This is a genomic window from Micromonospora sp. PRAS1 (assembly GCF_059553435.1).
Map to the genome: position 1 here is coordinate 86237 of NZ_JCANNB010000009.1, position 13828 is coordinate 100064.

The following is a 13828-nucleotide window of genomic DNA, read 5'->3' on the forward strand; positions in this document are numbered from 1 at the left end:
GAAAGATCGCCGTTCGCTTCCTCCTCGATGGACCGGCGTCGGTACGCGCGGTCGGAGATCTTGCGGTTAGGCTGCGTCTTCATGACAGTCCGGGCTCTGGTGACCGCTCCCGTCGTCCTCGCGCTCGCGACGATTCCCGCGACCGGGAGTGTCCTGCCGGCCACCGAGCGTGTTTCCGGCGAGGTGTCGGTCGCCGCCGGAGCTGCGCCCGCGACACCGGTCACCGCGCCGCCGGCCGTGCCTGCGCCGACCGGCGGCGCTACGGCGCTGCCCTGCCCGAAGGCGGTGGCGCCGAAGGTGAAGCGGTCGCCCCGACCCACGCCACCGCCGTCCACGCCGGAGCATCTGGTCGTCGGCGGGGACGCGCTCGCCACTCCCGGGCTGATCGTGCCGCCGAACGTGCCGGCACCGCCGCAGGTGACCGCCACCTCGTGGCTGGTGGCCGATCTGGACAGCGGCGAGGTGCTGGGCGGCTGCGGCCCGCACGAGTACGCCACCCCGGCCAGCGTGCAGAAGCTGCTGCTGGCCGCGACGATGCTGCCCCGCCTCGACCCGGACGAATTCGTCACGATTACCCGGGAGGACCTGGACATCGCGCCGGGCAGCTCGGCCGTGGGGCTGCTCGTCGGCGGCCAGTACCGGGTGCGGACCCTGTGGCTGGGACTGCTGTTGCAGTCCGGCAACGAGGCGGCGAACGCGCTGGCCCGGCTTGGCGGGGGACCGGACGGTGCGGCCGGCGGGGTGCGGGCGATGAACGAGCAGGCCCGCCGGCTCGGCGCGTTGCAGACCCGCGCGGTCACCCCGTCCGGGCTGGACGCGCCGGGTCAGTTCACCAGCGCGTACGACCTGGCGCTGATCGCCCGGGCCTGCTTCGCCGATTCGGCCTTCCGCCGGTACGCACTCACCGAGCGGACCCGGATCCCGGCGCAGAAGGCGCTGCGCGCCAAGGGCTTCGAGATCCAGAACGAGAACCAGCTGATCTACCAATACCCCGGTGCGTTGGGCGAGAAGACCGGCTTCACCGACTATGCCCGACACACCTACGTCGGTGCCGCCGAGCGCGACGGCCGCCGGCTGGTGGTGACGCTGCTCGGCGCCGAGCCCCGGCCGCAGCGCGGCTGGGAACAGGGCGCCGCGTTGCTCGACTGGGGATTCGCGCTGCCGCCGGGTGCCACGGTCGGCCGGTTGGTGGAACCGGGGGAGCTGGACGCGCCGGAGGCGGCCCCATCGGCCGCGCCGCAGCCGGGCGACGCGCCGTCGGCGGACGCCACCACCTCGGCCGCGCTCGACGACGGGCCGGGCGCCGGCACGCTTGTGGCGTTGGCGGTCGGTCTGGCCGCGATCGGGCTGGCCGTGCTCGCCGCCCGACGGCGTTGATCGCCTCGGCAGACCGGGAACCCGCGTGTTGGTCGATTCGCCAGACTGGCCGGAAATCACCCGATAGTGTCGCTGGATGTGAGAGTCAACCGCCTCGCCGCCGCGGTGACCGCGGCGTTCATCACGGCGCCCCTGCTGCCCGCCGCCGCACCCACTCGGACTCCCACCCACCGCGAATGAGCGCCCCGCCGACGGGTCGCGTCCGGCTGACCGTGCCGCTGCTGGGAGTCCTGGCCGCAGTGGGTGTGGTGGGTGGGTGCGTACGGCCACCGCAGCCTGCGCCGCAGCCGTCGCCGTCGGGGCGGCCGGGCCTCGTGCTGCTCTCCGAGGTGGATTCACGGATCCACACCGACATCCGGTACGCCACCGCGCACAACTTCGTCGGCCGGCCCGTCGACGGCTATCCGGAACCGCTCTGCCTGCTCACCGCCGCGGCAGCGGCGGCGCTGCGCCGGGTGCAGGACGCGGCGTTGGCCACCGGGCACAGCCTGAAGGTCTACGACTGCTACCGGCCCCGGCGCTCGGTGGCGGACTTCTCGACCTGGGCGCGCCAACCCGACGCGCAGCAGATGAAGGCCGAGTTCTATCCCCGGGTGGCCAAGTCCGACCTGTTCGACCAGGGTTACCTGGGCGCGCCCAGCGCGCACAGCCGGGGCAGCACTGTCGACCTGACCCTGATCGACGTGCCGGTACCCGAACAGCCCGATTACGTCCCGGGTCAGCCGCTGGTCGCCTGCACCGCCGCGCGCGAGCGACGCTTTGCCGACAACAGCGTCGACATGGGCACCGGCTTCGACTGCTTCGATCCGCTCGCGCACGTCGACTCGTCCCAGGTCGACGCCCCGGCCAGGCGGAACCGGGAACTGCTCAGGCGGCTGATGACCGACGGCGGGTTCGTCGGCTACGACCGCGAGTGGTGGCACTTCCGCTACCGCGACGAACCCTGGCCGGACACCTACTTCGACCTGCCGGTCGCCCGTTCCTCGGCGGGTTGAGCCGCGTCGAGGGGTACGCGGCTGCGGTGGCCGGCACCACAGCGCGACCCGTCGAGATGTGTGCCGCGCTCATGTCGTCGGTGACCCAGCTCACGCTAGCGTCGCCGTACGCCGACACCACCGCCGGCGCTCACCACCACCAGGGAGAGCGTCTTGACGAAAACTCTGCTGCGGATGCTCACCGGCGCCGTCGCGGTGCTGCTGCTGACGCCCGCCGCACCCGCCTCCGCCGCCACCATCCCGCACACCAAGACCCCCGTCTCGGGGACCCTGTCGACGTACCGGGTATCCGGCGTGTACGTCGCCGGTGTCTCCTCCGGCGCCTACCTGGCCACCCAACTCCAGGTGGCCTACTCGCAGCGGATCAGGGGAGCGGCACTCTTCGCCGCCGGCCCCTACTACTGCGCGCAGAACAACGTCGCCCAGGCGCTCTACGGCTGCGGCGACAACGTCTACCCCACCCACCTCAGCGCGTTGCAGACCTACACCCGCAGTTGGGCCGCGAGCGGCTGGATCGACCCGGTCAGCGGGCTCTCCGGCGAGCCGGTCTATGTGTTCCACGGTGGAGCCGACCAGACGTGAAGCGGTCCGTAAGCGACGACCTGGTCCGCTACCAGCAACACTTCGGCGCCAGCGTGCAGTACGACAGCGGCTCCTCGGCCGGGCACGGTTGGGTCACGCCGTACGGGACGGCCGGCTGCTCGGCCACGGCGGCGCCCTACCTCAACGACTGCGGCACCGACCCGCAGGGCACCTTCCTGCGCAAGCTGCTCGGCTCGGTGCAGCCGCCGAACACCGGGCCGCTCGGCGGCACGCTTGTGCGGTTCAGCCAGAACACGTTCGCGGTCAACGGCTGGGCCAACGGGTTGAGCATGGACGCCAACGGTTTCGCCTACGTTCCGGCGTCCTGTGCGGCGGGGGCGAGCTGTCGTCTGCTGGTGGCGCTGCACGGGTGTCTTCAGGGTCACAGTCGGGTCGGCACCTCCTTCGTGGACCGCGCCAATCTCAACCAGTACGCCGACACCAACCAGATGATCGTGCTGTATCCGCAGGCCATCCCCGTGGCGAGCAATCCGAACGGCTGCTGGGACTGGTGGGGTTACCTCGGCGCCACCAACTATCCGATCAAGGGCGGTGCCCAGATCGAGACCGTCATGAACATGGTCCGTCGGCTGGGTGGGTGATGTCCTAGATCCTTTCCCCGTAGGCTGTCGTCCATGATTGCCGTACGTCAGCGTCCTGACGACGCACGGTGGGCGCCCTCGCCGGCCCCGGTCACCCCACCGGGGCCGGCCGGGCGGTGAGCTGGACCCGCATACCGGCCCAGCGGGATGATCGGGCCCGCCCCACGGGTGGCGCCCGGTTGGTCGCGTTCTGCGCCCGGATCTCCGCGTCCCGTCCGTTCGAGCTGGTGATCATCGCGGTGATCATCGCCAACGGGGTCGTGCTCGGCCTGGAGACCTATCCCAACCTGGGCTCGGCCGGTTCCGCGCTGCACGCCGTCGAGTGGTTCTTCCGGGCCGTGTTCGTCCTCGAGATCGCCATCCGGATAATCGCGTACGGTCGCCGGCCGCAGGACTTCTTCCGGCACGGCTGGAACGTCTTCGACTTCCTGGTGATCGCGGCGATCTTCGTACCGGCCCTGCACGGCGACTCGGCGCTGCTGCGGGTCGTCCGGGTGCTGCGGATGTTGCGGCTGGTGCGGTTCTCGCCCGGCCTGCGGACGATCGTCACCGCACTGTGGCGCAGCCTGCCCGGCGTCGGCGGCTTCTTCGCCCTGGGCGTGGTGACGCTCTACGTCTACGGCATGGCCGGCTGGCTGATCTTCGGCGAGGCGTACCCCGAGGACTACGGTGACATCGGCCGGTCCCTGCTGACGCTCTTCGTGTTGCTCTCCCTGGAGACGCTGCCCGACCACATCGCCGACGCCATCGATTTCGCCCCGTGGACCCTGCTCTACTACGTCAGCTTCGTGATCCTCACCGTCAACGTGCTGCTGAACATCCTGATCGCGGTCATCGTCAACTCGATGGAGGAGGCCCGCCGGCTGGAGATGACCGAGGGGCTGGCACCGGGGTACGACGAGGACGGTGACGGCATACCGGACGAGGTGGACCGGATCGCGATAAGTCAGCGGCTCGACGATCTACGCACCCTCATCGTCGAACTTGAGCGGGAGCTTCGCATCGACCGCGATGACGGACGGAGCCGCCGAACCGGGAAGGATTGAGTACACTAACCCCACCCCACCAGGCCCGCGTCACTCGGTGCGTCCGCGTTTGATCAGGATCACGACGGATGCGGATAACGGTCGGCACCAGATAGGGTCGTTACACCGACTGATGATCTCTGGGGAGGGTGTGTGCTGGCACTGGTGGCGGTCCATGCGCTGACAGCCGTGATCGCCCCGGCGCTGGTGCGGCTCTGGGGCAGGCAGGCTCTCTATCTGGTGGCGTTGGCCCCCGGCGCGACCCTGGTCTGGGCGTTGACCCAGACCGGCGGGGTGCGCTCCGGCGAACCGGTGGTCGAGACGGTGCCGTGGGTGCCGCAGCTCGGCCTGGAACTCGCCCTGCGGATGGGCACCCTGTCCTGGCTGCTGGTCGTCCTGGTCGGCGGGGTCGGCGCGCTGGTGCTGGCGTACAGCGCCCGCTACTTCCGCTCCGACGACCCCGGGCTCGGCCGCTTCGCCGCCGTCTTCGTCGCCTTCGCCGGTGCGATGCTCGGCCTGGTCGTCTCCGACGACCTGCTCCTGCTGTACGTGTTCTGGGAGCTGACCACGGTCTTCTCCTACCTGCTCATCGGCTACGACCCGGCCAAGCGGGCCAGCCGGCGGGCGGCCATGCAGGCGCTGCTGGTCACCACGCTGGGCGGCCTGGCGATGCTCGCCGGGTTCATCATGCTCGGCCAGCACGCCGGCACCTACCGCTGGTCGGAGGTGGCCGAGAACCTGCCCGGCGGCGGTTACCTGGCGGTGGCCGTACTGCTGATCCTGCTCGGTGCGCTGAGCAAGTCGGCGATCTTCCCGTTCAGCTTCTGGCTGCCGGGCGCGATGGCGGCACCCACCCCGGTAAGCGCCTACCTGCACGCCGCGGCGATGGTGAAGGCTGGCGTCTTCCTGGTCGCCCTGATGGGGCCCGCCTTCGCCGGCCTCACCCCGTGGCGGCCGGTGCTGCTGGTCACCGGCCTGATCACCATGTTCCTCGGCGGCTGGACCGCGCTGCGCCAGGTGGACCTGAAGTTGCTGCTGGCGTACGGCACGGTCAGCCAACTCGGTCTGCTGATGGTGATCCTCGGTGCCGGCACCCGGGACACCGCGCTGGCCGGCGCCGCGATGGTGCTGGCGCACGCCCTGTTCAAGGCGACCCTCTTCCTCACCGTCGGCGTCATCGACCACGCCACCGGCAGCCGGGACCTGCGTGAACTCAGCGGGGTGGGCCGCAAGGCGCCGGCCCTGGCGGTGGTGGCCGGTCTCGCGGCGGCCTCGATGGCCGGTCTGCCGCCGATGGCCGGGTTCGTGGCGAAGGAGGCGGCGGTCGAGGCGCTGCTGCACGGCACCGCCGCCGACCTGGCCGTGCTGGCCGGCGTGATCTTCGGTTCGGTGCTTACCGTCGCGTACACGCTGCGCTTCCTCTGGGGTGCCTTCGCCGACAAGGCCGACACCCCGAGCACCGTGGTCAAGCCGATCAGCTGGCCCTTCCTCGCGCCCGCGGCGGTGCTCGCCGTCGCCGGTGCCGCGGCGGGTCTGCTCGCCCCGGCGGTGGACCGCCTGCTCGCCCCGTACGCCGATCTCTACCCGACCGGCAGTGACCCGGGCTATCACCTGGCGTTGTGGCACGGGCTCACGCCGGCGCTGGGACTGTCGGTGCTGGCCGTGGCCGGTGGTGTCGGGCTCTTCCTGCTGATGCGTCGCGAACGCGTACGGGCCACCCTGCGACTGCCCTTCGACGGCGCTGCCGCCTACGGCAAGGCCATCGCCGGGGTGGACCGGCTTGCGGTGGAGCTGACCGGTGCCACCCAGCGTGGTTCGTTGCCGTTCTACCTGGGCGTCATCCTGGTGGTGTTGGTCGTCTTGCCGGGTGGCGCGCTGCTGGCCGGCAGCCCGTGGCCGCAGCGCTTTCACCTGTGGGACACCCCCCTGCAGGTGGTGGCCGGAGCCGTGGTGGTCGTCGCCGCCGTGATGGCGGCCCGCGCTCTGCGCCGGCTCACCGCGATGATCCTGGTCGGCGTCGCCGGCTACGGCATCGCACTGTTGTTCGTCCTGCACGGCGCCCCGGACCTGGCCCTGACCCAGTTCCTTGTGGAAACCGTCACGATCGTGATGTTCGTGCTGGTGCTGCGCCGGCTGCCAGAGAAATTCTCGGAACGACCGATCCGGTCCAGCCGCCGAGGGCGGGTCGCCATCGGCGTCGCGGTCGGCGCGGTCACCGCCGGCATGGCCTACGTCGCCGCCGGGGCCCGTCAGGCCATTCCGATCTCCGTGGACTTCCCGGACGAGGCCGTCTCGTACGGCGGCGGCAAGAACGTCGTGAACGTGACCCTTGTCGACATCCGGGCCTGGGACACCATGGGCGAGATCGCGGTACTGGTGGTGGCCGCCACCGGCGTGGCCAGCCTGATCTTCCGCCATGCCCGCGACCTCGACCGGCGCGGCGACATTCCCGGCGGGGTCCGGGCGGAGTCCCGGCCGCGTTGGTTGACCACCGGTGCCACCGCCCGCGCCCAGTCGGTCATCCTCCAGGTGGTCACCCGGCTGCTGTTCCACGCGATCATGCTGTTCTCCATCTACCTGCTGTTCAGCGGCCACAACGCGCCCGGCGGTGGTTTCGCCGCCGGCCTGGTCGCCGGCCTGGCGCTGGCCGTGCGCTACCTGGCCGGCGGGCGGACGGAACTCAACGGCGCCGCGCCGGTGGACGCCGGCGTGGTGCTCGGTGCCGGGCTGTTCGTGGCCGTCGGCACCGGCGTGGCCGCGATGCTGCTCGGCGGGGAGTTCCTCCAGACCGCCATGCTCGACTTCCACCTGCCGGTACTGGGGCACATCCACTTCGTCACCTCAGTCTTCTTCGACGTCGGCGTCTACCTGATCGTCGTCGGCCTGGTGCTTGACATCCTGCGCAGCCTCGGCGCGGAGATGGACCGCCAGCAGGAGGAGACCGAGGACGTCGAGGTCCGGGAAAAGGAGCTGGTGTGACACCCAACCTCACCTACGTCATCGTGGTCGGCGTGCTTGTCGCCGCCGGCGTGACGTTGCTGCTCGAACGCAGCCTCACCCGGGTGCTGATGGGCGTCATCCTGCTCGGCAACGGCGCCAACCTGCTGCTGCTGACCGGTGGTCGGGCCGGCGGTCCGCCGATCGTCGGCACCACCGCGCAGGAGGAGATGAGCGACCCGCTGCCGCAGGCGATGATCCTCACCGCCATCGTGATCACCCTCGGGATGACCGCGTTCCTGCTCGCCCTGGCCTACCGCAGTTGGCACCTCAACGGGCACGACGAGGTGCAGGACGACGTCGAGGACCGCCGGATCATGGACCTCGCGGAACGCGATGAGGGTCCCGGCACGGAAGACGACGGGGACGGCGAAGCCGACGGCGACGACGTGACGACCGAGGGCGAACGGCCGGTTCCCGCCTCGACGAACGCGGGGAGGCCCGAGTGACGTACCTCGTTCCGCTGCCGGTGGTGATGCCGCTGCTCGGCGCGGCGCTGACGCTGCTGCTGCTCGGTCGGCCCCGCGCCCAGCGCTGGGTCAGCCTCACCGTGCTCACCGCCACCGTCGCGGTGGCCGCGGCGCTGCTGGTCCGCTCCAGCCTGGACGGGCCGCTGGTGGTGGAGGTCGGTGGCTGGGGCGCGCCGCTGGGCATCGTGCTGGTGGCCGACCAACTCGCCGCGTTGATGCTTGTCGTCTCCGCCACGGTCACCCTCTGCGTGCTGGTCTACTCCATCGGGCAGGGCATGGCCGACGGCAACGAGGAGACGCCGCTGTCGGTGTACCACCCCACCTACCTGGTGCTCACCGCGGGCGTGTGCAACGCCTTCCTCTCCGGCGACCTGTTCAACCTCTACGTCGGCTTCGAGATCCTGCTGGTCGCCAGCTACGTGCTGCTGACCCTGGGCAGCACCGAGACCCGGATCCGGGCCGGCACCACCTACGTGGTGGTCAGCCTGCTCTCGTCGGTGATCTTCCTGGTCGCCATCGGACTGGTGTACGCCTCGACCGGCACCCTGAACCTCGCCCAGCTCGTGGAGCGGTTGGACGCCCTGCCGGACGACATGCGGTTGGTGCTTCAGGGCATGCTGCTGCTCGCCTTCGGCATCAAGGCGGCGGTCTTCCCGCTGTCGGCCTGGCTACCCGACAGTTATCCGACCGCGCCCGCCCCGGTCACCGCCGTCTTCGCCGGCCTGCTGACCAAGGTCGGCGTGTACGCGATCATCCGTACCGAGACGCTGCTCTTCCCCGGCGGCCGGACGGCCACCCTGCTGCTGGTGACCGCGGTGCTGACGATGGTGGTCGGCATCCTCGGCGCGGTCGCGCAGTCGGACATCAAGCGGTTGCTCTCCTTCACGCTCATCAGTCACATCGGCTACATGCTCTTCGGCGTCGGGCTCACCTCGTCGCTCGGCCTCTCCGCAGCGATCTTCTACGTGGTGCACCACATCACCATCCAGACCACCCTGTTCCTCGCCGCCGGTCTGGTCGAAAGACGTGGCGGCAGTACCGCGTTGGATCGCCTCGGCGGTCTGGCCCGGTTGTCACCACTGCTGGCCGTGTTGTTCTTCGTACCGGCGCTCAACCTCGCCGGCATCCCACCCTTCTCCGGGTTCCTCGGCAAGCTCGGCCTGGTGCAGGCGGGCATCGACGACGGCGGCGTGCTGGCCTGGATCCTGGTCGCCGGTGGTCTGATCACCAGCCTGCTCACCCTGTACGCGATCGCCCGGGTGTGGAACCTCGCCTTCTGGCGGGCACCGCATCCGGAGATGCCGCGGGAGGACGACGCGGACCGGGCGGCCCGTGCCGACGGTGCGATGCAGCCGGGCCAGGGCGTCGCCGTGGCGCAGACCGGTGCCGTGATGCCCGGGCTGATGATCGCGCCGACCGTCGCGCTTGTGGCGTTCGGCCTGGTGCTGACCCTGGTCGCCGGGCCGCTGTTCGACCTGAGCACCGACGCCGCCGACGACCTGCTGCGGCGCACTCCGTACGTCGAGGCCGTCTTCCCGGGAGGTACGCCGTGAATCCCGACCCGATGACCCCGGCCGACCCGACCGACGCGCCGGACCCGCCCCTGAGTCGGGCCGCCCGGCGCCGCAACCAGATTGTCGCGGTGATTGCCCTCGTCGCCGTCTGGGTGCTGCTGTGGGGGACCTTCTCCTGGGCGAACGTGATCGGTGGACTGGTGGCGGCGGCGGTGTTGCTGGCGGTCTTCCCGCTGCCGCCGGTGACCTTCGCCGGCCGGATTCATCCGGTGCCCACGCTGCGCTTCTGGGGGCGGTTCCTGCGGGACCTGGTGGTCGCCTCGGTCCAGATCGCCTGGCTGGCGCTGCGACCCGGGCACATTCCGCACAGCGCCATCATCGCGGTGCAGCTGCGGGTGAACACCGACCTCAACCTCACCCTCACCGCCGAGGCGTTGTCCCTGGTGCCGGGGAGCCTGATCCTCGAGGCGGATCGGACCACCGGCACCCTGTTCGTGCACGTCATCAACCTGAAGAGCCTGGACGAGGTCGAACAGTTCCGCAGTGGCGTGCTGGAGCTGGAGGCGCGGATCATCGCCGCCATCGGCTCGCCGGACGAGCAACGCCGCGTCCGTGAAGACGCCGACCTGGAAGGAGCCACCACATGACCGTCGTCGCCGTGATCGTCACCGTGCTGCTCGCCGCGGCCGGCGGGCTCACGCTGACCCGGATCATCCGCGGTCCGTCGATCCTCGACCGGGCCGTCGCCACCGACGTGCTGCTGGCCGTCATCGTCGCCGCCATCGCCACCGAGGCCGCCTACAGCCGGGACGCCACCGCGCTACCCGTGCTTGTGGTCCTGGCCGTGCTCGGCTTCGTCGGGTCGGTAAGCGTCGCCCGTTTCGCCGCTCGGAGAAACAGCAAATGAGTCTCGACGCCGTCCTCGACATCGTCGCCGCCGTCTGCCTGATCAGCGGCGCGCTGCTCAGCCTCGCGGCCGGGGTCGCCCTGGTGCGCTTCCCGGATCTGCTCACCCGGATGCACGCCGCCGCCAAGCCGCAGGTCCTCGGCCTGCTGCTGGTGCTGGTCGGTGCCGGGCTGCGGCTGCGTACCGGGGTGGACATCACCACGCTGGTGCTGGTCGGCATCTTCCAGCTCGCCACCGCACCGGTGGCCGCGCACATGGTCGGCCGGGCCGCCTACCCGCACGACGACATCCGCACCGACCTGCTGCTCACCGACGAACTCGCTGCGCACCTGGACCGGGTGGCCCGCGAGCAGGGCGACCCGGCCCGCGCCTGACCGCGCAATATCAATTGCGACCGCCTCCGGTCGTCAATACTCTTCTCCGCATCAGGTCGAACCCGACTGGAGCCGGAAGGAGTACGCCGTGTCAGAACCGCAATATCGCCAGGCCAGTTGGCCGTTGCCGGGTCGCACCGCCGTGCCCGCCGGCATCTCCCGCAGACTTCCGGCCCTGACCAGGCCTCTCCAGGACCCGGCCCCGCGCCCCTAACCAGCGCCCCGGCCCCCTCACCCCCACCCCCACCCCCCTCACCCTCACCCTCACCCCGCGCCCACCCGCGGCCGTCGATCATGCACTTTTCGTCCCCGCAAAAGGGCGAAAAGGCGCGTTCCGGCGACCGGAAGTGCAAGATCGGCGGGGCTCGTTCGCAGGTCAGGAGAAGACGACCATGGGATTCAGCATGCTCGCGGGTACCCGGGCGCCGGTACGGGTGTGGACCGACCCGTACGGCATCGAGGCGCAGGCCGCCAGGCAGCTGCGCAACATCGGTGCGCTGCCCTGGGTGCAGGGTGTCGCGGTGATGCCGGACGTGCACTTCGGCAAGGGTGCCACGGTCGGCTCCGTGATCGCGATGCGGCAGGCGGTCTCGCCAGCGGCGGTCGGGGTGGACATCGGTTGCGGCATGTCGGCGGTACGCACCTCGCTGGCCGCCGCCGACCTCCCCGACGACCTGGCCGGACTGCGTCGGGCCATCGAGGACGCGATCCCGGTCGGCTTCGCCCAGCGCGCCGAGCCGGTCGACCCGCGCCGGGTGCGGGGTCTGGAGCAGCGCGGCTGGGACGACTTCTGGCGGCGCTTCGGCGACCTGGACCGGCGGGTGGCGCAGTTGGAGACCCGGGCCCGGCGGCAGCTGGGCACCCTCGGTGGCGGCAACCACTTCATCGAGGTCTGCCTGGAGCAGGGCGGCACCGACGCCGGCCGGGTCTGGCTGATGCTGCACTCCGGTTCGCGCAACATCGGCAAGGAACTGGCCGAGCGGCACATCGCGGTGGCCCGCCGGCTGCCGCACAACGCCGACCTGCCCGACCGGGACCTGGCGGTCTTCCTCTCCGGCACGCCGGAGATGGCCGCCTACCGCCGGGACCTCTGGTGGGCGCAGGAGTACGCGCGGCGCAACCGCGCGGTCATGCTCGCGGTGTTGATGAACGTGGTGCGGAACCGATTCCCGCAGGTCGGCTACGACGAGCCGATCAGCTGCCACCACAACTACGTGTCCGAGGAGCACTACGAGGGGGTGGACGTGTTGGTGACTCGTAAGGGAGCGATCCGGGCGGGCTGCGGTGACCTGGGCATCATTCCCGGGTCGATGGGGACCGGTTCGTACATCGTGCGCGGCAAGGGCAACGAGTGGGGCTACTGCTCGGCGTCGCACGGGGCGGGACGTCGGATGTCCCGGGCCCAGGCCAAGCGGACGTTCGACACCGCCGACCTGGTGGCGCAGACGTCCGGGGTGGAGTGCCGTAAGGACGCCGGGGTGGTCGACGAGATCCCCGGCGCGTACAAGGACATCACCGAGGTGATGGCCCAGCAGGAAGACCTGGTCGAGGTGGTGGCCCACCTCAAGCAGGTGGTCTGTGTCAAGGGCTGAGGGACGCGACAGGCGATCCCCGGCTCGAATCCGGCCGGTCCGACCGCCGCCGTGACAGATGCGTTCTCCGGAACGCATCTGTTACGGTCGGTGTTCAGGAGCCCATCCGTAACCGTCAATGCCGTGAAGGGCGTGGTCGGCGGGGAGGAGCCGGATGAGTGCACTGTTCAACGCCTTGCGCGAGCGGGTGGAGGTCAACGCCCGGCAGGCGGTCGAGACGTACACCAGCGAGGTCGGCGAGTACCAGGCCATCCCGCCGGGCACCGACGAGCGCATCGGGATGTACGACTTCGCGGTCCTCATCCGGCGCCGCTCGCTCGACCTCGCCGCGGCCAGGCTGCCGCTGACCGAAGCCGACCTGGCCGGCATCGGCGCGATCGGTCGGCAGCGGGCCGAGATCGGGCTGTCCGTGCCGTCGCAGCAACAGGTGCTCGGCCTGCACACCTCGCTGATGGTGCGCGAGGTGCACGACCTGGCCCGCCCCGAGGACGTCACCGACTTGCTGGGCATCGTCGGCTGGCTCGGCACCCAGGGTGTCCCCGCACGCAGCGCCTACCTGCGCGGTTACACCAGCGGCGTGGGCACCGCACGGATGCTGTCGACACGGCTGGAGCTCCTGGCCCGGGCGCTGCTGGCCGACGAGCCGGCGGAGCCGTTCGTCGCCGGTCTGCGCCTCGCCGGGCGGTACCACGTCACCGTCGTGAAGACGACGCGGCCGGTGCCCGCGGAGACGCAGGCCGAGGTGGTCGCCGCCTTCGCCGTCGACCGGCTCCCGATGACCTGGCTCGCCGATGACGAGGTCGCCGTGCTCAGCCCGGCCTTCGACGCACAGGCGAAGATCCTGCAACGGGTACGGACCGCGACAGCGCTGATCGGCCAACCGTGCGGCATCGGTGCCGCGCAGGGCGAGGTGGGTGGGTTGGCCGAGGCGCTCGCCTGGGCCCGGGAGGCGAGCCGGGTGGCCCCGCCGCAGGAGCGCCCGGACCGGTTGCCCGGCATCAGCGACCTGTTCGTGGAGATGGCGGTGGCGCGCGCCCCGGCGGTCGACGGGTGGCTGCGTAGTTACGCCAGGGCACTCGCCACCGGCCCGGACCTGGTGGCGACGCTGCGCGCCTACTACGCCCACGACATGAACCGCACGAGCACCGCCACCGCCCTGCACATCCACCCGCGCACGCTTGATTACCGGCTGCGCCGCGTGCGGGAGGTCACCGGCATCGACCCCGGCTCGACCGCCGGCGTCCGGCTGCTGAGTGCGACGGTAGCCCGAACGCTCGCCGTGGACCACTACGCGGACTGACAAACGTCACCGAGCGATTGCGCACGGTTGACGAAGACGCGTACACACCGGTGTCGAGAGACTCCCGTGCATGGCGGCCGCCAGGAGTTCCGC

The 13828-nt window shown here is 70.8% G+C and carries 13 protein-coding genes; all 13 read left to right on the forward strand.

Annotation, left to right across the window (positions count from 1 at the left end; genetic code table 11):
* Positions 1 to 81 precede the first annotated feature (81 nt).
* The 13 genes from AC507J_RS11120 to AC507J_RS11180 all read left to right on the forward strand — a co-directional run bounded on the left by AC507J_RS11120 (position 82) and on the right by AC507J_RS11180 (position 13735).
* Entirely contained in the window at positions 82 to 1377 is a 1296-nt protein-coding gene (locus AC507J_RS11120) for a D-alanyl-D-alanine carboxypeptidase family protein (RefSeq protein ID WP_496289025.1), read from the forward strand.
* 176 nt (positions 1378 to 1553) lie between these two features.
* The gene (locus AC507J_RS11125; protein WP_496289026.1) at positions 1554 to 2372 is read left to right on the forward strand and encodes a M15 family metallopeptidase; all 819 of its coding nucleotides are present in this window, start codon (positions 1554 to 1556) and stop codon (positions 2370 to 2372) included.
* Between the two features lie 153 nt (positions 2373 to 2525).
* On the forward strand, positions 2526 to 2954 hold the full coding sequence (locus AC507J_RS11130) for a hypothetical protein (protein ID WP_496289027.1): 429 nt from the start codon (positions 2526 to 2528) through the stop codon (positions 2952 to 2954).
* On the forward strand, positions 2951 to 3556 hold the full coding sequence (locus tag AC507J_RS11135; protein WP_496289028.1) for a hypothetical protein: 606 nt from the start codon (positions 2951 to 2953) through the stop codon (positions 3554 to 3556). Before AC507J_RS11130 ends, AC507J_RS11135 begins: the two co-directional genes overlap by 4 nt.
* A 68-nt stretch (positions 3557 to 3624) precedes the next feature.
* Entirely contained in the window at positions 3625 to 4602 is a 978-nt protein-coding gene (locus AC507J_RS11140; protein WP_496289029.1) for an ion transporter, read from the forward strand.
* A 132-nt stretch (positions 4603 to 4734) separates the two neighbouring features.
* Positions 4735 to 7560, forward strand: a complete 2826-nt coding sequence (locus AC507J_RS11145) for a Na+/H+ antiporter subunit A (protein ID WP_496289030.1) — start codon at positions 4735 to 4737, stop codon at positions 7558 to 7560.
* A complete protein-coding gene (locus AC507J_RS11150; protein ID WP_496289031.1) occupies positions 7557 to 8027 on the forward strand; it encodes a Na(+)/H(+) antiporter subunit C in 471 nt (156 codons plus the stop codon). Before AC507J_RS11145 ends, AC507J_RS11150 begins: the two co-directional genes overlap by 4 nt.
* A complete protein-coding gene (locus AC507J_RS11155) occupies positions 8024 to 9601 on the forward strand; it encodes a Na+/H+ antiporter subunit D (protein WP_496289032.1) in 1578 nt (525 codons plus the stop codon). Before AC507J_RS11150 ends, AC507J_RS11155 begins: the two co-directional genes overlap by 4 nt.
* Positions 9598 to 10209 carry a Na+/H+ antiporter subunit E gene (locus AC507J_RS11160; RefSeq protein WP_496289033.1) on the forward strand — a complete coding sequence of 204 codons (612 nt, stop codon included), beginning with the start codon at positions 9598 to 9600 and terminating at the stop codon, positions 10207 to 10209. The genes AC507J_RS11155 and AC507J_RS11160 overlap by 4 nt, the downstream gene beginning before the upstream one ends.
* Entirely contained in the window at positions 10206 to 10469 is a 264-nt protein-coding gene (locus AC507J_RS11165; RefSeq protein ID WP_496289034.1) for a monovalent cation/H+ antiporter complex subunit F, read from the forward strand. The genes AC507J_RS11160 and AC507J_RS11165 overlap by 4 nt, the downstream gene beginning before the upstream one ends.
* Complete coding sequence (gene mnhG / locus AC507J_RS11170; protein WP_496289035.1) at positions 10466 to 10843, forward strand: monovalent cation/H(+) antiporter subunit G; 378 nt, start codon at positions 10466 to 10468, stop codon at positions 10841 to 10843. Before AC507J_RS11165 ends, mnhG begins: the two co-directional genes overlap by 4 nt.
* A gap of 392 nt (positions 10844 to 11235) precedes the next feature.
* Complete coding sequence (locus tag AC507J_RS11175; RefSeq protein WP_496289036.1) at positions 11236 to 12435, forward strand: RtcB family protein; 1200 nt, start codon at positions 11236 to 11238, stop codon at positions 12433 to 12435.
* A 154-nt stretch (positions 12436 to 12589) separates the two neighbouring features.
* Complete coding sequence (locus tag AC507J_RS11180; protein ID WP_496289037.1) at positions 12590 to 13735, forward strand: PucR family transcriptional regulator; 1146 nt, start codon at positions 12590 to 12592, stop codon at positions 13733 to 13735.
* The last annotated feature ends 93 nt before the right edge of the window (positions 13736 to 13828 follow it).

Coding starts and splice junctions, on each gene's coding strand:
- AC507J_RS11120 (WP_496289025.1), top strand. CDS start 82: ATGACAGTCCGGGCTCTGGTGACCGCTCCCGTCGTCCTCGCGCTCGCG.
- AC507J_RS11125 (WP_496289026.1), top strand. CDS start 1,554: ATGAGCGCCCCGCCGACGGGTCGCGTCCGGCTGACCGTGCCGCTGCTG.
- AC507J_RS11165 (WP_496289034.1), top strand. CDS start 10,206: ATGACCGTCGTCGCCGTGATCGTCACCGTGCTGCTCGCCGCGGCCGGC.
- mnhG (WP_496289035.1), top strand. CDS start 10,466: ATGAGTCTCGACGCCGTCCTCGACATCGTCGCCGCCGTCTGCCTGATC.
- AC507J_RS11175 (WP_496289036.1), top strand. CDS start 11,236: ATGGGATTCAGCATGCTCGCGGGTACCCGGGCGCCGGTACGGGTGTGG.
- AC507J_RS11180 (WP_496289037.1), top strand. CDS start 12,590: ATGAGTGCACTGTTCAACGCCTTGCGCGAGCGGGTGGAGGTCAACGCC.